We start from the raw sequence: 17858 nt of genomic DNA on the forward strand, positions 1-17858 counted from the left end.
AGACCAAGAATGTTTCGGAAGCGAAAAAAGTCGCCTATCAAGTGACGGCTACAAATAAAAATGCGGACGAGGACGTCCTGTCCAACTACAAGATCGGCGGCGACGATGCCGTATCCGGCAGCAAATATGACGTCACGAGCGAGGGCAAGATCACGCCGCGCGTCATTGACGTTGATTTGCTCAAAAAGACGGGCATCGACAAGACGTATGACGGCACGGTCGACGCCGTCGAGGGCGATGATGACCGCAAGTATTTGACGATGGGCAAGAACTGGGTCGGCTACGCCGGCAGGGGCAGGCTCGTCGGCGATACGAAGGACAGCGGCGTAGGCACGGACGGCGCGAAAGTCACGGTCAAGGCGGTCTATCGCCAGAAAGGGACGGCGACCGACGACAAGAACGTAGCACGCGCCGCTGACAAGTCCGTCATTGAGAATGGCAAGGATGTTTACTATACCTTTAAGCTGGAAGGCGGCAACGCCGCGACGAACTACACGTTCAACGCTGACGGCACGACGCCGCAGGCAGAGAAGAACGCGACGGGCACGGGCACGATTGATCCGAAAGAGCTGAAAGCACAGTTCAATAAGGTGACGCGCAGCTACAACAACACGTCCGACGTGACGCCTTCGCAGGTGGCAGGAAAATATACGTTGACGGGCGTTGTCAGCGGCGATGAAAACAAGGTCGACCTTAATACGGGAGCCATCAAGGGAACATACTATAAAGACGGCACGAAAGTCAAAAATCACGGTATCGACTATACCGTAAAATATGAAGGCATTTCCAAGGCGCTCGTTAAGGGTACAGCCGGCGATGAAAGCGGCAACTATTGGATTGCTGATACGGCAGAGGGATCGGGCGATATCACGAAAGCGAGGCTGACGAAAGATAGCTTCAAGATGTGGCTTAAGGATCGCGTCACAAAGGTATATGATGGAACAAGTAGAGTCCGCAGTGACGGTCTTTCGGATGTACAAGTTGACGGTACGTCTCTTGCTGCGGAGAAAGGCTATAAATTCGAGTATGAAGCATCTGAATACTACAATACGACAAATAATCTAGGGAAACTTCAAGCGCCGAATGCAAATGTCGCGGAGGATGGAACGACATTCCATCAGGATGGTGCGAATAAAGCTAAAGCCTACGGCGTCAAATACACGATTCGGCTCTTGGGTGATACGGCAGAGAACTATGAATTTGGCGATTTGCATGGAGCTAAAGCTAATGGCGGTACATATACGGTAAAAGAAAAAACAGAAGATGGGAAAAAGATTCAGCTGATTACCTTTGAAAAAGACGGCATCGGCTATATTAAGTCGCGTCGTGTATATGTGGCACTGGGAAGCTCTGCAAGAGAAACTCCGACGAAGGTCTATGATGGAACGACGAAATTGATCTTAAAGAGTGTATCGTCAGGCGATCTGCTTGTCGCTATGGGAAATGGCGGGCAAGATGACGCAGGCTTGGTGGATGCGAGCAATGTTTCGAAGGGGCGTTATCAGAGTCGAAATGCTGGTAAATTCAGTGAGGTTCCTAGTGAGAATTATTCACAAGAAGTTGTCTATACCCCCGAGATTCAATATGACGAAAAATCCAACGGGTTGGCAACAAACTATGTATTCTATCATAGTGCAAAGGATCCGACGAAAGCGACGAAGTGGGATCCTACGACAGCGCCGCTCAAAGGTCGCGGTAAGATCACCCCTGCCGATCTTCTGGTCACGACGCCGAACGATGTCAAGCGTCAGTACAATGGCGATATTGATGTCAAGGCAGGACAAGGTAAGCTGACGTTGGACACGCCGCTCAAGCATGAGTCTGTTCCGGGCAAAAATGATGCAGCAACCAATGGCGTACGCGATGATGTCCATCTCAACGAAATCGATGAAAAGAAAGACGGCACGGGCGATGCGAGTAAGTATTACCGTTACTACAACGCCGCCGATGCCAACGCAGGAGATTCGGAGGAGGCAAAGGAAAAGCAGAGAACGTATGTGACGTATCGTCGTATTCAGCTAACAGGTGAAGACGCAGATAATTACAGGTTGGTCTACGAAAAGGATAAAGCGCTCGCTAAAGATACAAAGAACTACGGCGATAATAAAACGTACTATACGATGACAGGCTATGGCCTGATCGACAAGCGCAAGGTCACGAGCAAGAATCTCAAGATCGGGCTGAAGACGAAGCATCCTGAGAAGGTCTACGACGGCAACGAGTATGTCGTGGGTAAGGCGGCGAAAGAGGACAAGAAGCATCAAGCATGGAACGATCTCATCGAACGTATCTACGTCGAGGACGGCACAGAAAAGATCGACGTCGATAAATCGCATACGTCCGTCACGGACGCAAAGTATCTGGCGGGCGGCGGCAAGCGAGCGAAAGACGCTGCCGACAACAAAGACGTCGAACTTCAGATGAACTTCGATACAAGCGCGCTGAAGAACTTTGACTTCACCGATTCGAGCATGGCGAACGGCACGTTCACCTATAAGACGACGGGCAACATCAAGAAGAAAAAAGTGACGGCAACTCTCGAGAAGATGACGGATCTCCGCAAGGTCTATGACAAGACGAATATAGCGGCGAGCGGCAATGTGAAGTACGAGGGTGTCATCGAGGAAGACAAAGATACGGCGAAACTTCATATCAAAAAAGCGCAGTACGAGAAGAAAGCGGGGGATACGGACGCCAAGCATGATGGGAAGAACGCGACGGTCGATCCATTCGCGGCGGCACAGAACATCTATGATGTGGCGTATGAATTCGAGCTTACGGGCACAGATGCGGGGAACTACGAGCTGAATACGAATAAGCTCACCGGCTCGGGCGACATCGAGCGCCGCATGGCGTTTGCCGACACCGTTCATCCGAATCTCATGAAGTACTACGACGGTACGAATGATGCGAAGAGCTACAACAAAGATACGAATGCCAACGAGGATATCGAGGATAAGGATCTGTCGAACGCCAATGCCGCGAAGTCGATCAAGCTCCTCGATGCTGCGGGCGCGGAGTTCTCCGACGACAGGCTCAAGAACCGCGCGACGGGACTTCTTGACGGCGATACTTGGTCTGCGAAGGGGGAATTTGACGATAAGAATGCCGGCGAAAACAAGAAGGTGACGTATAAGATCACGCTTTCTGATGGTGCGAATGACAACTATCGCATCTATAAAAAGAGCGATCTCGACGCCAAACTCGCAAGCGGCGCACCGCTGAACAATGTCGTCGGTACGACGATTCGCACGGATGCAGGCAAGGCGGAGCTTACCGATGTAGGAACCGTCGAGAAAGCAAACCTTCTCGTCAAGGCGGATGAAGCGCAGAAAGTCTACGATGGCAATAAGAACACCGATAAAGTTGAAGGCAACATCCTCTCGAAGCTCAAACTTGGCGGCGTATACTATGATACGACGAAGGCTGCGGTCAAAGCCGACGGCGCCTATGAAGGTACAGCAACGCTCAACCATGAGAAAGGCAAAGACGAGTATCGGGCAGAGTACCGCGATCCCAATGTGAAGCCGAAAGACGGCAAGGAGAACGCCGTCAACTACAGTCATATCCGGCTCGTCGATCAGGCGAACAACTATAACCTCGTCTATCAGACGACGGAGGGCATCAAGAATCTTGAAGCCGATACGACAGCAGGCTATTACAAGCTGGAGGGCAAGGGCAAGATCACGCCGCTTGAGATCAGCGATATGGATCTCAATCCCGACTTCAAGCCCGACGCTATCAAAAAGACGTACGATGGGACGAAAGACATCACGAACGCCAAGCAGCGGCTGAGGGATTCCAAGGCGAGGGTCTGGGTCACGAAGAAAGGCACCACCGAAAAGTGGGACATCACGGACATCGACGGCGCTTATTCGGCGACGGGTGAGTACAAGGATACCGATATTGGCGGCAAGACGCTGAAGGCAAAAGACGCCGGAGAGAAGAAGGACGTCACGTTTACCTTCACGATGGATGAGAACAACTTCCTTTACAATGGAGCCGGCGGCGAAAAGCTCAAAACGATCAAGAAGGATTTTACCGGCATCGGTACGATTACGCGACGCCATGTGAAGCTCAATGTGCAGGATGTGCAGAAGATCTACGACGGTACGACGGACGTCAAGCATGGCTATTATGAAGGCGTCGGCAGCGATCTCAAGGAGCACGAAAATGAGCATGTCGATTCTTCGAAACTGATCAAAGCGGAGGAATCGCGCACCTATACGGCGGAAGACGAAGCGGCGAATAAGGATCACAAGGAAGGCACGCTGAACGACCGCGGTCTGCTCGACGGCGTTACGATCGATGTCAAGGGTCTGGCTCCGAAGTATGGCGATAAGAAAGCGAACCGCTCGCCCGATGCGACGCCCGAGAAGAAGGACGTATTCTACAAGCTGCGTCTGAACGGCGACAGCAATGAGAACTATACGTTCGAAGTTTACGACGGCAGCGATCGGCTCATTACGCAGAAAGATGCGCCGGCGGAGTATCAAGGGTATAATCTCGTCGGTCGCGGCGATATCTGGTATCGGAAGGTCGAGTTCAATCGCAAAGGACTCGATAAAGAGTACGACGGAAACGCTGCGCTGCAGTCGCTTTCCAACGATGCGAAGGAACAGGAAAAGCGGCGGAAGGCGCTCAAGGAGAAGCTCTATCTCCAAGGAAACGACGGCTCGCGTCTCTCCTTGGATGATGAAGCTGTCGGAAAGATTCGCGGCACTTACGGTGATGGAGATAAGAGCCGCTTCACTCCAAATTCGCATGTCAAGCGCAAAGACGGCAGCGAAGGTACAGTCTTAGATCGCGATGTGCAGCTCGAAGGGCTTTACGAAGCGTTCAAGAGTCTGCGCGACCGCGATACCGAAGGGGAGGGCGCTCGAAACTACTTCTATAACGGCTACGGCGAAGGGAGCAAAGAATCCTATGTCGCGCCGAACGATTTCGCCTATGGCACGGGCAAGATCACGCCGAAGACGGTCAAGCTGAAAAAGACTTGGATCGGCGGCTTTGAAAAGCCCTATGACGGTACGAGCCTTGCCAAGATCAAGGGGGCGGACGGTCACTATTACAGCTTTGGCGAAGCAAGTTCGATCGGAGAGAACGATACCGAAGAGACCAAGAAAATCAAGCAGGATGTCAAGCAGCAGTTCTACAACAAGCTGCATCTTTCCGTCGATCTCGGTACAGGAGAAGGCGCGATCACGCTTGGCTATGAGCTTGATGGCGGCGCTGGCGATGACCCGGCGAACATGCCGTATTATGAAAATCCGACGAGAACAACGGACAAGCGTGACGCCAATGTGTATAACGACAGTAAGCTGACGGATAACAAGAAGGACATCGTCTATCGCTTAAAGACACTCAAGTCAGAGAAAAAGTATAAGGACTGGGAAGTGGATAAGGGCGATATGACGGCGCGTCTGCTTGACGGCGGGAGCGGCTACACGGCTCAGATCACGCCGCGCACCATTGAGGTGGATGCGAAGAATACCGCGCCGATTGCGAAGATCTATGACGGCACGAATACGGTCAAAGACCTCTTGCACGTCAAGGGCAAGTCGTTTGATTCGGAGCATCCGGATTTTGCCTATCAGGCGTCTTCCGGAAAAGACAGCAAGGACGATAAGCCTGCGATTTTGGATAAGGACAAAGGCACGGTCAAGGTCGTTGCGACGGCGCCTGCCGGCGATCAAGCATTCCATGACCGCAAGACAGGCGCTAAGGATAAGAATGCGACGATGGACGCAAAGACGTGGGAAGAGCTGGCAAATCGTAAGGATTACAGCGCGTACAACACGGAGAACAAGAGCGGCAAGGTCGTGCATTACAATCTGACGCTCAAGAGCGTGCAAAATCCCGATAATCCAAGCGATGCCGATAAGATCGCTCTTGGTAACTACAAGCTCAAGACGGATACTTACGATGCTGCGGCGGAGATCGTCAAGCGTAAGGTCAAGGTAGAGCTTGATGCCGTTGCGCCGAAAGAAACGCTCACACGAGAGTATGACGGCACAACGAACGCGGATGTGCGCGGGCTGCACTTCTCCTCGACAGGCGCACCGCAGACGGGCGTCGTCGGCGATGAGAAAGTGCTTTTGAAAAATGTCGATCGGATTCGAGAAGAAGGGCAAACGAATCCTGCATCGGGGCTGAACAAACGCCGCGGCATCTACGATACGAAGAATGTCAAGCGCGGAGCGAACGGCGAAGTCTTGTCGGGGCAGCATACGATCACCTATCGTCAACTTGAGCTGAACGATGACGCCGTATCGAACAATTATGAGCTTGATCCGTCAAATTTGACAAAAGATGAGAAACATGCTGAGTATGGCAACATCTTGCAGGCTAAGGGCACGATTACGCCAAAGAGACTGACCTTTGCCCTTGAGAGAGAAGATGTGCAGAAGCAGTACGACGGCACGAAGGAAGTCAAGGACAATGCTTACGGCAAGTTCCTCAAAGAGAATATCAAAGAGCATGATAAGTTGTGGCGCGCTTTGGAAGAGGATGGAAAGGAGGTCAAGGACTTCAAAGGCGCTTTCGACAGTGAAGACGCCAGTGCGCTCGATGCGAACAAAAAGGCGCGCGCGGATAAGCGAGTGACGTACGATATTTCTTGGGACAACGGCAACTACACGCTTCTTGACAAAGCGGGCAAAGAACTGACAAAGACGAAGGTCGATGGGAAGAAGAATATTTCTTTCGAAGCGACGATTCAGACAGAGCCGAACCGCGGTACGATCTATCGCCGCAGACTGGAAGCGACCGCCGATATGGCGCGGAAGGTCTACGATGGCAGGCGCGATGTCAATGTCCGAGATGCCAAGGGCAACCTCGTCAAGGATGCGTGGAACAACCTTCATTTCAAAAATATCGACAAGGATGGCAACGTCCTCGCGAAGGAGGCGTTCCTCAGCAAGAAGGACGCCGCCGGCAGGAGCGAGGAGCAGCGTGCAAGGAGTCTCCTAAACGCTTCCTATGACGATGCGAATGCGACGACGGCAGCGGAACCGAATAAACTTATGAAGCACGAGGTAACGTATAGCTTCAGCGGTTCGGATGATGTCCTGAAGAACTATGAACTCTTCAAGAGGAATGCGGACGGCAGTCATACGAGCATCGAGAGCATTCATGGCGCAGGCGAAATTGAGCGCCGCACGCTGCATGTCGTTTCCGATTGGAAAGCGACGTATGCGGGCGCAGGCGGGGTGGATTTCACCGGTCATATTGAGGATGGCTCTGCTGCTCTGAATGGAGGCAGCGCCCTGACGCAGGAAGTCGCAGGGGATATTCGAAAGTATAATGATGACGCCATCGTTCGCTATGCTCCCAAAGGAAGCGTGGATTACAATACGCCCGGTTCCCAGCCGATCTTCGGTTGGTATCGCGACAGCAATAAAGAAGCTGTGGGCAACTACGGCAGGAATTATACGCTGTGGCAAATCGCGAACCCGCTTTCTATCACGCCGCGCATCGACGGCGTGGATCGCGCGATTCGTCCGGACAGCAAGGTTTATGAAAATGCTGCCTACGACCAGCACAATACCTTTGGGAAGAGCCGGGATCAAGACGCCGCGCTTTCTTACAAAGATAAGGGCGTCAATGACGGCAGCGTAAAGACGCCGCAGGCGAATATCGTCGACGGCGGCACAAATCTCACGGGAGGTGCAGCAGGCAAAGGAAATATTGCCGGTGCGGATAAGACGGCGAAAGCCGGACGAAACGACGCAGGCACAGCGGTAAATGAAGCAGCCAAAGCGGGCAAGGGCGGCAGCAGCGCACTTGCAGGCGGCGCATCGAGTGCAGGCGTCGGCGGCAGCGCTGCAAAAGCGGCTGGAACAACAGGCACCAATGCAGGCAAGAGCGGCAATAGCGCACTTGCAGGCGGCGCATCAAGTGCAGGCGTCGGCGGCAGCACGGCAAAAGCGGCTGGAACGACGGGCGTCAATGCAGGCAAGAGCGGCAGCACGGCAAATGCGGGCGGCTATTATCGTCCGAGCAATGCCGGTGCAGGCACGATGGGCGCATCCGGCAGCAGCCGCGTGAACCGCGCGGGGCAAGGGACACCCGCCGTCGGCGCTGTTGACCGCAGTCTTGCCGCAGCTGCCGGTACGGGCAGCGCAAGCGCTGCGCAGCGCGGTGCGAAGGTCGGCGCGAATGCTGCAAATGGCAGTACCGGCGCAGATGTCAATGCAGGTACGAAAGCAGGCAGTCGCAGCGCTGTCGATCAGGGTCTTGCCAATGCGCTGGGCAGAAGCGGCAGTGCAGGCTACTACAACGGCAAGGGCTTCAGCCAGACCAGCGACGACGAAGAAGAAGAGATCAAGAAGAAGGCGAAAGCGTCGGCATGATTGCCGCGTGCAGCCATACAAAAGAGGAGCCTCCCGCGAGTGCGGGAGGCTCCTCTTTTGCGATGGTGTCGAGGTTTTGCCGATGATGAGAGGATCGCGCAGCTTTGTGAAGCTGGAGCGGCTGCATGTATTTGTGCTTTCGATCGTGCAGGCAATAAAAAATCCGGTCGGATGACCGGATTTTTGTCGTCTTGTATGGTCAGCGCAGCAGGGCGAGGGCGGAGTAATGGGAAGCCATTGTGCTCATCTGCGCTTTTTGTGCGAAGAGGAAGAATTTCTGCTGCAGATCACTTTGCTTGAATTCGCTCGCGGCTTTTGCCATGTCGGTTCCGTTGCTTGTCGTCGAGGCTGCCATGAGGTTTTCTTCCTGCGTGACGTAGTTCGCCGACTGATAATTGAGACGCTGCTGCGCTGCGCCGATGGTCGTCGCCTGGTCGAGCGTTTTATTGAGCGCCGTTGTGACTTTGTCGAGGGCGTCGGCGATGCCGGCGTCAGTGCCGAGGTTCAGCGTGGATTTGCCGTTGGCGTCGGTGAGACCGAGCGCGGAAGAGCGCATGTCGCCGAGGTTCGTGACGCTGGTGGAGCCGTCGAGGGATGCGACGCTCGCGGACTTCGATCCGTCGAGAAGATTCATGCCGTTGTACTGGATTCCGGCGTTGTCGTTGAGCGTGGCGATGGCTTGATCGACCATCTTGCCGAGGTCGCGGCGGTCGGAGTCGCTGTTCGTGCCGTTGGCGGCATTGAGGAGCGTCTGCCGGAGCTGACCGAGGACTTCGGCGGACGAGCTTACGCCGCCTTCCGCCGTCTTGAGCATGGCGTTCGTGCGCTGTGCGTTGGCATTCGATTGGCTGACGGCGGCGATGTTGGCGTTCATGCGCATGTCGATGGAGTAGGCGGAAGGGCCAAAAACGGCGGATGGATGCTTCGTGCCGCTCGCGATCTGCCGCGCGAGATTGTTGGATGTATGGTTGATACGATGCAAGGTCGAGTGCCGGATGGGATTGTTTCCGATGGTAATAGCCATGAGGCTGCACGTCCTTTCCTTAGGCGAGTAAAGAATTTCATGTATATATTTGTATTATAATGGAGAATGGGGAGAAAGGCAAGACTTTTTATCTAGAAAATACAAAAGTAGGCGTAAGTCGCAAAGTGTGGTATACTGTTAGGAAAGTCAAATGGAAGGGGTGTGGCATGGATGAAGGCATTGCGGCTTTACGGGGCGCACGATTTGCGCTTGGAAGAGGTTCCGCGGCCCGAGTGTGCGTTGGGTGAGGTGCTGCTTGAGGTCAAGGCGTCGGGCATCAGTCTTTCCGACGTCAAGCGCGTGTATGAGACGGGAGCGGAGGCAGAGCCGCGGATCCTTGGGCATGAGTTCGCCGGACGCATCGTGGAGGCGGAGGATGTCGCGCTGATCGGACGTGCGGCGGCGGCGTATCCGATGCTTTTTTGCGGGCATTGCATGGCGTGTCTCGACGGGCGGCCGCGCGACTGCGGCGAGATGGAACTTTATGGTGCGCAGCGTGCGGGCGGCATGGCTGAGTTCGTGACGGTGAAGAAGCAGAATCTCGTTTTTTTGCCGCCGGATGTGAGTTTTCGCGCGGCGGCTTTGACGGGGCCTGCGGCGGTGGCGCTGCACGCTTTTCGAAAGGCGGGCGTGGGAGCCGGATCTACGCTCTTGATCTTCGGCTTGGGATCGATCGGGCTGGCTCTGGCGAGCTGGGCGCGTGAGGCGGACGTGCGGAACATCGTGCTTGTGGCGCGTACGATGGAAAAGGCGGCGTTCGCGCGTTCTTTGGGCTTTTTGCAGTCCGTCGATGTCGAGAGTACGGACGTTTATAACTATGTGATGCGCTTGACGGGCGGGCGCGGCGCCGATGCGTGCGTCGAGGGGCTTGGCGAGGGCGGTGCGCTGGAGACGGCGCTCCTTTCGGTGAAGCGCGGCGGGCGCGTGGTGCTTATGGGGCGTCCGGAGAAGAGTTTGTCGGTGACGGGACTGATGTATGATCTTCTCTTGCAGAAGGAGATCGAGCTTTACGGTGCGTGGAAGAGCAGTCTCAACACGCGTCCTGCCGAGTGGCTCGATGCGATGAATGCGATGCGCAGTCGTGCCGTTGACGCTGAGGCTCTTGTGACGCATACGTTCTCTTTTGAGGATTTCGAGGAGGCGTTCTCTTTGGTGCGCGAGAAGAAGGAGATGTACTGCAAGGTGCTTTTCGTGAATGAGGGGGAGACGAATGGAAAAGCACAGTAGGATGCGCGAAAGGACGGCTGTCGGCGGTTCGGTATACGAGCCGCCGACAGCGCAGCAGGGCGGCTCGCCTGCCGATTTGTTCGGCGAGGCGAGCCGCCTTTTTGCGGCAGAGAGGTATGGCGAGGTGCGCGAGATGCTGTCGTCTCTGCCGTCTCTTTCGGATGCGTCGGGAGATGCGTCCGAAGGAGCCGCTCCGCCTGCGGCGCATCTTTTTCGGGAGCTTCGCTATGTGTTGGCGGCGTCGCTCGTCCAGCTCGGCGACTACGAAGCGGCGCGTGCGGTGATTGCGCGCATCCGCGAGAGCGCACCCGAGCATCCGGGGGCGGCGCTGCAGGAGATCTACATCGAGAAGGCGGAGGGCAGGACGCGCACGGAGCTGGCGCATCTCAAGGCTTTGATCGCGTGGCTCGAAGCGCGGCTTGCCGAGGAGCCGCCGACGGGGTTGGCGGTCTATTATCGAAAGTTTTTGGCGGAGAGTTATAGTCTCCTCGGCTCGGCGCTGACGCTTGCGGGAAGGGCGGCGGACGGCGTCGAGGCGTTTCTCGCCGCGAGCCGCTTGGAGGAGGACGGCGCACAGAGCATCGCGGAATACAGCAACGCGCTGTTTGCGCTCAACTACGTCTCTGAAGGAGAGCGTGCGCCGTTTGCGGGATTGCTTGCGGGCTTTGACGGCTTCTTTTGTCGAGAGGATCGCGTGCCGCTCATGTTTCATGCGCACGAGCGTCTGCGTATCGGCTATATATCGCCCGATCTTCGCCATCATGCGGTCGCGTTCTTTCTCCTGCCGCTTTTACGCGCGTTTGATCGCGGACGATTCGATGTATTTTGCTACGCGAACAATCGCGAGGATGCTGTGTCGCGTGCGATGGCGCAGCAGGACGGCGTCGTCTGGCGAAATATCCTGGGGCTTTCGCCAGACGATGCGGCGCGCTTGATTGCCGCAGATGAGATTGACATCCTCGTTGATCTTTCGGGACATACGAGCGACAACTGCCTGCCTGTTTTGGCGCGAAAGCCCGCGCCTGTTCAGATCACGGGGCTGGGCTACATGGGGCGTACGGGGCTTTCGACGATCGACTATGTGCTGGGGGATATGGTGCTTGATGCGGATGCGGCTGATGTCGGGAGCGAGCGCCCGCTCTGCCTGCCGCACAGCCATTTTTGCTATCTGCCGTTCGTCGCGATGCCGGACGCTGCTCCGCCGCCAAGTTTGACGCGCGGTTTCGTCACTTTTGGCTGCTTCAACAACTACAGCAAGGTCACGGATGAGATGCTGCTTCTGTGGCGGCGGCTTTTGGAAGATGTGCCGGGTGCGCGGCTGCTTCTGAAGAGCCGTCTGTTTGGCAGCGCGGAGGGCAGGGAGCTGGCGGCGGAGCGCTTCCGACGCCTCGGGCTGGATGCGTCGCGCGTCGAGCTGCGCGGCTTTTCGGCAGACTACCTTGCCGAGTACGCGGATATGGATATCGCGCTCGACACCGCCCCTTATACGGGCGGCTTGACGACGTGCGAGGCGCTTTACATGGGCGTGCCCGTCGTGACGCTCAAGGGCGGGACGCACGGCGCGAGGTTCGGTGCGAGTCTCCTTCGAAATGCCGGGCTTGCCGAGCTCGTCGCTGAGAGTGCGGCGCAGTATGCAAAGATCGCAGGGCTGCTTGCCGCTTCGCCCGAAACGCTGGCGATGCTGCGCGAAAAGCAGCGCGACATTCTGCTCGCTTCACATTTGATGAATTTTCGACGGTATGTGCGGGAAGTCGAGGCGGCGTATGAAGCGGTATGGCGGGAGTGGGAAGAAAGGGATGCGAGAACGGGACGATAAAAAGTTTTTATACGCAGTAGGATAAGGTGCGGCTCAAGAGCGGTGAGACAGCCGGTGTTGTGGAGCTTTATGAAGCGGGCGCTGCCTGTGAAGCGGTGCGTGACTTTTCATGGACAGCTCTTTTCGGTTTTTCGTGTGACACAATAGAATAAGCTGTGTTCACATGCGAGCAAGAGCCTTCTCATTTGACACCTTTACACATTCATGCTAAACTGAATCACGATTGAGGCGGCTGTGCCGCTTGGAGAAAGTGAGGCGGTTTCGTGCCGATCAAAATACCGAATAGTTTGCCAGCGGCGCAGGTGCTTGAAGGCGAGAACATCTTCGTCATGGATGCGGAACGCGCCTATAGTCAGGATATTCGTCCGCTGCGTCTTTTGATTTTGAACCTCATGCCGAACAAGTCGGTGACGGAGACGCAGCTTCTTAGGCTGCTCGGCAATACGCCGCTGCAGGTCGAGGTGGACTTCATCTATACGGAGTCCTATGTGCCGCAGCATACGTCGCAGGATTATCTCGCGGAGTTTTATGGTACGTTCGCTGAGGTGCGCCACAAGAAGTACGATGGCTTCATCATCACGGGCGCGCCCGTCGAGCAGATGCCTTTTGAGGAGGTCGCCTACTGGGACGAGGTCGCAGAGATCATGGAGTGGAGCAAGAAGCATTGCTATTCGGCGTTTCATATATGCTGGGGTGCGCAGGCGGGGCTTCACTATCACTACGGCATCGACAAGCAGGATACGGAGCGGAAGGTGTTCGGCGTCTACAAGCATCGGCTTTGCATCGAGCACGAGCGCCTGTTTCGCGGCTTTGACGATGAGTTTTATGTGCCGCACTCGCGTCATACGGAGATACGAAAAGAGGATATCGAGCGTGTGCCGGAGCTGACGATCCTAGCGGAGGCGGAGGGGCGTGCAGGCGTCTATGCGATTGCAAACATCGAAAAGCGGCAGTTCTTCATCACGGGTCATGCGGAGTATGATCCCCTGTCGTTGAAGCAGGAGTATGACCGCGATGTGGCGGCGGGGCTTCCGATCGAGATTCCGCAGAATTATTATCCGTCCGATGATCCGACGCGGACGCCCGTCGTGCGCTGGCGCTCGGTGGCGAATCTCTTATTTGCGAATTGGCTCAACTATTATGTGTATCAGGAAACGCCGTATGAGCTTGACGGTCTTTATCGTGCGGCGGATGATTGACGGAAGAGGAGTGAACGAGAGCGATTATGAAGATGAAGCATTGGCTGGCGGCGGTTCTCCCCTTCATGGTTCTTACGGCGACGGCAGGAGCGGCTCCGTATGTGTCGTCGAATATTTATGAATGGGTGCAGTCGTCGGCACGCGCCAATTATTTTTTTAACAAGCGTGTCATGCACTATGGCTTGACGGAGGACGGCGCGATTGATCCGAATGTGCTCATCGTGCCGACCTTGCAGACGTATGACGATGTGGCGATCGCCGACGTCGTCGCAAAGAGACGCTGGCGCGGCGAGTCGCTTGCCGGCTATGACAATCTCGTGGGTGAGGCGGCGTATTTGCGCATTGATCTTGCGGCGGGGACTTCGACCTTGGAACGCGCCGACGATCTTGACAGCACATGGTCGACGCTGACGACGACGTTCCCGCAGAGAGTGACGATCATCAAGGAGCTGCCCGAAAAGAGCTTGGAACGCAAATTCTTGGAGGCGGTGCTGGTTTATGAGCATGGGCATTGTATGGAAATCGCCGCCCAGACGAAGAAGGTTTTGACAGCGGATGATTTGAAGCGGCTCGAAGAGCATGAGCGCGGGGCTTTGGCGGCGGGCGCCGGAGCGGAGAAGGAGAAGGAGAAGGCGCGGAAAGACGATGTGGCAGCGGCTGATTGAAAAAGCGGAGGAGGAGCATCGTCTGTGTGAGGGAGAGATCACCGCGCTTTTGTCGTCGCCCGCTGCGGAGGAGCTTCTTGCCGCCGCCGCGGATCGTGTGCGCAAGAGGTACGTCGGCGACGGCGTGCATCTTCGAGGGCTGATTGAGTTTTCCAATATTTGCCGCCGCAGCTGCCTTTACTGCGGACTGCGGCGAGAGAATGAAAAAGCTGAACGCTATCGCCTGCCGCCCGAGGAGATCGTGCGCTTGGCGCGAAAGGCACGCGGCTATGGGTACAAGACGGTCGTTTTGCAGGGGGGCGAGGACAGCTTTTGGAGCGTCGATAGGCTCTCGCCTGTTCTGCGGGAAATACGGGCTTTGGGGCTTGTCATCACGCTTTCTATCGGTGAGTGCAGCGAAGCGGAGTATCGCGCGCTCAAGGAAGCGGGGGCAAGCCGCTTTTTGCTTCGCATCGAGACGACGGATCGGGAGCTTTACGAGCGGCTCGATCCGGGCATGAGCTTTGCGGCGCGGTGCGCGTGTCTTGCTTCACTGCGCACGCTCGGCTATGAGGTCGGCACAGGTTCGCTCGTGGGGCTGCCGGGACAGTCGGTCGCTTCTTTGGCGCGCGATATCCTTTTTTTTCAAGCGTTGGATGCGGATATGGTGGGCATCGGTCCTTTTATACCGAACGGCGAGACGCCGCTCGGCAAGGCGGCGGCGGGTGACATCCGCCTGACGCGGCGCATGGTGTCGCTCGTGCGGCTTCTTTTGCCCGAGGCGAATATCCCGGCGACGACCGCGATGGAGACGCTTGTGCGCGGTGCGCGCGCAGGCATCCTGCGCGCAGGCGCGAATGTCGTGATGCCGAATGTGACGGAGGGCGATTTTCGCCGCAAGTACGCGCTCTATCCGGGAAAGGCATACGTCAGGGATACGCCCGAGGAGTGCCGCCTTTCTTTGCGTGAGGAGCTTTCGCAGATGGGGCGTTTCGTCGCTGAGGACGCGGGTTTTCGACGGCGCAGAAGTATAGAAGATACGTGAGGTGTTTGTTTTGAAGATGAATGGGGCGCAGGCGGTTTTGGAGAGCCTGCGCAAAGAGGGGGTCAAAGTCGTTTTCGGCTATCCGGGCGGCGCGGTGCTCGATCTGTACGATGCAATTTATACGGAGAAGTTTCCGCATATCCTTGTGCGTCATGAGCAGGGCGCGGCTCATGCGGCGGACGGCTACGCGCGTGCGACGGGAGAGGTCGGCGTATGCCTTGCCACGTCCGGCCCGGGCGGTACGAACCTCGTGACGGGCATTGCGACGGCGTACATGGATTCGATCCCGCTCGTCGCTATTACCGGGCAGGTCGGCAATCCTTACATCGGCAAGGACTCTTTTCAAGAGGCGGATATCTGCGGTATCACGACGCCGATCACGAAGCACAACTACCTCGTGAAAGCGGCGAAGGATTTGCCGCAGGTGCTGAAGGAAGCGTTTTTCATCGCGCGTACGGGGCGGCCGGGACCGGTCACGGTTGACATCGCCAAGGATGTTTTCACGCAGGAGCTTGATTACGCATACCCGGAAGAGGTGTACTTGAAGGGCTATGCGGCAGATTTTTCGGGTGATCCTTCGGAGGTGGAGCGGGCGGCAAAGGCGGTCGCTGAGGCGACGCGCCCGCTCATGATTCTAGGCGGCGGCGTGACGCTCGCAGGCGTTGCGGACGACGTTCGCGAGATCTTGGACGGCACGGGTATGCCTGTGGTCACGACGCTCATGGGCATCGGCTGCGTGCCGAATGCGCGGGAGAACTTCCTCGGCATGGCGGGGATGCACGGGACGTATGCGGCGAATATGGCGATTCAAACGTGCGATTTGCTCATCGCCGTCGGTATGCGGTTCGACGACCGCGTGACAAGCTGCGTTGCGGGCTTTGCGCCGCGTGCGCGGATCGTACACTTCGAGGTTGACCCCGTCGAGGTCAACAAGAACGTCGTCGCCGACTGCCGCGTGCTCGGCGATCTGCGCTGGTCGCTGCCGCTCTTCAAGGAAAGACTGCGCACGCTCGGCGTGGATTTTCGCACACGATTTTCGAAGTGGAGCCGCAGCACGGTCGAGATGAATCGTGAGAAACCGCTTTCTTATAGAAAAATTGCAGGCTGCATCATGCCGCAGCAGATCGTCGAGATGGTCAGCAAGCTTGCCGATGATGACGCGATCATCGTGACCGATGTCGGGCAGCATCAGATGTGGACGGCGCAGTATTATGATGCGAAGGAGCCGCGCCGCTTTTTGACGTCGGGCGGTCTCGGTACGATGGGGTATGGTCTGCCCGCCGCCATCGGCGCAAAAGTCGCGCGCCCCGCCCAGCAGGTCATCCTCTTCACGGGCGACGGCAGCATCATGATGAATTGCCAGGAGATGGCGACGGCGGCGGATAACGGCATCGCCGTGAAGATCATCGTCGTACACAACCGCGTGCTCGGCATGGTCACACAGTGGCAGCGCATGTTCTACAACAAGCACTACGCCGAAACGCTTCTTCCCGGCCGTACGGATTTCGTGAAACTCGCCGAGGCGATGGGCATTAAGGCGCTTCGCATCGACGATCCGGCACGGCTGGAGACCGATCTCAAAGCGGCTCTTGCCAGTGAGGAGCCTATGCTCCTCGACGTCGTAGTGCCGGGCAACGTCGATGTCCTTCCTATGGTGCCGGGCGGCAGGAGTCTCGATGAGATGGTCTTGGAGAGCGAGTAGGGAAGGCGGCGATAGGATGTGTGAAGAAGAGCTGCAGCTGATTGCACAAATGCAGGAAACGGCGGCTGCGGAAGATGCGGCGGGCTATCGGGCAGCCGTGCTCAGTCTTATGGAGCGGTACAATCGTTTTCCAAACGAGGAGATGCTCTCTTTTCTGCAGGAGCTTCTTTATGTGCCGAACGCTGCTTCTATGTGCGAAAACTACGAGAGGGCGCGTACGACATTGGCTGAAAAAGCGGCGCAGAAGGCGCAGGTTTCTGCCGCAGCGCATGTGTTTCCCGCCTATGATGCGCTGCCCTTTCGGCTGTTTCCTGTGGATGAAGACAGCTCCGTCATTTTCCTGCAAACGGAGAATCGCTTCTTGCTGTACGAAGGCGGTACGCGCTTTTTCGATGCGGTGCGTGCGATGATTCTCGATGCGCCGATGGATGCGCAGCTTTTCCTCATGGCGGCGGCTCTGCGGGAAGTACGCGTATTTGAGCTTCGAGAGCAGCTTTTCCGCTGTTTGGAGCAGCGCTCCTTCCCGCCGCAGGCAAAAGAGCTGGCGGCGGAATTTGCCGCCTTGAGCAGCGATGCATCGGAGCCTTTGTTTATCCGGGCGGTTCTTTCCTTCGCTCTCGGCGATTTGCGCGAGGCGCGTCTTTTGGCAGAGCGCGCATATGCGCTTCGCGTCGTCCATGTGGGCGTGTGGCAGCTGCTCGTTGACATCTATGACGCGATGAGCGAGGAGACGCTTGCCGCGCGATTCAAGGGGCTTTGTCACAGGCATACGGGGGAGATTCCGGGCTTTTCGCGCATGAAGGAGCTTGGCTATCACTGTGTGCAGACGATGGGCGATTCTTCGGGC

The 17858-nt window shown here is 56.5% G+C and carries 8 protein-coding genes and 1 pseudogene; 8 read left to right on the forward strand and 1 reads right to left on the reverse strand.

All coding sequences use genetic code 11. From position 1 onward, the window contains the following. Positions 1-41 precede the first annotated feature (41 nt). Positions 42-8354, forward strand: a complete 8313-nt coding sequence (locus tag ACTTKG_RS03655; RefSeq protein ID WP_442672900.1) for a YDG domain-containing protein — start codon at positions 42-44, stop codon at positions 8352-8354. A gap of 199 nt (positions 8355-8553) precedes the next feature. On the opposite strand, the gene ACTTKG_RS03660 is transcribed toward ACTTKG_RS03655, so the two are convergent. Continuing rightward, positions 8554-9378 (reverse strand): flagellin, encoded by an 825-nt coding sequence (locus tag ACTTKG_RS03660; RefSeq protein ID WP_442672901.1) that lies wholly within the window; start codon positions 9376-9378, stop codon positions 8554-8556. A gap of 171 nt (positions 9379-9549) precedes the next feature. Between ACTTKG_RS03660 and ACTTKG_RS03665 the strand changes: the two genes are divergently transcribed. From ACTTKG_RS03665 to ACTTKG_RS03695, 7 genes and pseudogenes are all read left to right on the forward strand, one after another. Beyond that, a complete protein-coding gene (locus ACTTKG_RS03665) occupies positions 9550-10605 on the forward strand; it encodes a zinc-binding dehydrogenase (protein WP_442672902.1) in 1056 nt (351 codons plus the stop codon). Next, on the forward strand, positions 10589-12421 hold the full coding sequence (locus tag ACTTKG_RS03670; protein WP_442672903.1) for an O-linked N-acetylglucosamine transferase, SPINDLY family protein: 1833 nt from the start codon (positions 10589-10591) through the stop codon (positions 12419-12421). Before ACTTKG_RS03665 ends, ACTTKG_RS03670 begins: the two co-directional genes overlap by 17 nt. A gap of 263 nt (positions 12422-12684) precedes the next feature. Further along, positions 12685-13620 carry a homoserine O-acetyltransferase MetA gene (gene metA / locus ACTTKG_RS03675; RefSeq protein ID WP_442672904.1) on the forward strand — a complete coding sequence of 312 codons (936 nt, stop codon included), beginning with the start codon at positions 12685-12687 and terminating at the stop codon, positions 13618-13620. A 26-nt stretch (positions 13621-13646) separates the two neighbouring features. Further along, on the forward strand, positions 13647-14285 hold the full coding sequence (locus ACTTKG_RS03680; RefSeq protein WP_442672905.1) for a hypothetical protein: 639 nt from the start codon (positions 13647-13649) through the stop codon (positions 14283-14285). After that, positions 14266-15309, forward strand: a complete 1044-nt coding sequence (hydE, locus tag ACTTKG_RS03685) for a [FeFe] hydrogenase H-cluster radical SAM maturase HydE (RefSeq protein ID WP_442672906.1) — start codon at positions 14266-14268, stop codon at positions 15307-15309. Before ACTTKG_RS03680 ends, hydE begins: the two co-directional genes overlap by 20 nt. Positions 15310-15319: 10 nt before the next feature. Next, complete coding sequence (ilvB, locus tag ACTTKG_RS03690) at positions 15320-17011, forward strand: biosynthetic-type acetolactate synthase large subunit (protein ID WP_442672907.1); 1692 nt, start codon at positions 15320-15322, stop codon at positions 17009-17011. Between the two features lie 16 nt (positions 17012-17027). Then, positions 17028-17858, forward strand: a pseudogene (locus ACTTKG_RS03695) (sulfatase-like hydrolase/transferase); the annotation flags it as partial.

This window comes from Selenomonas sp. (genome assembly GCF_052169755.1).
GTDB lineage: Bacteria > Bacillota > Negativicutes > Selenomonadales > Selenomonadaceae > Selenomonas.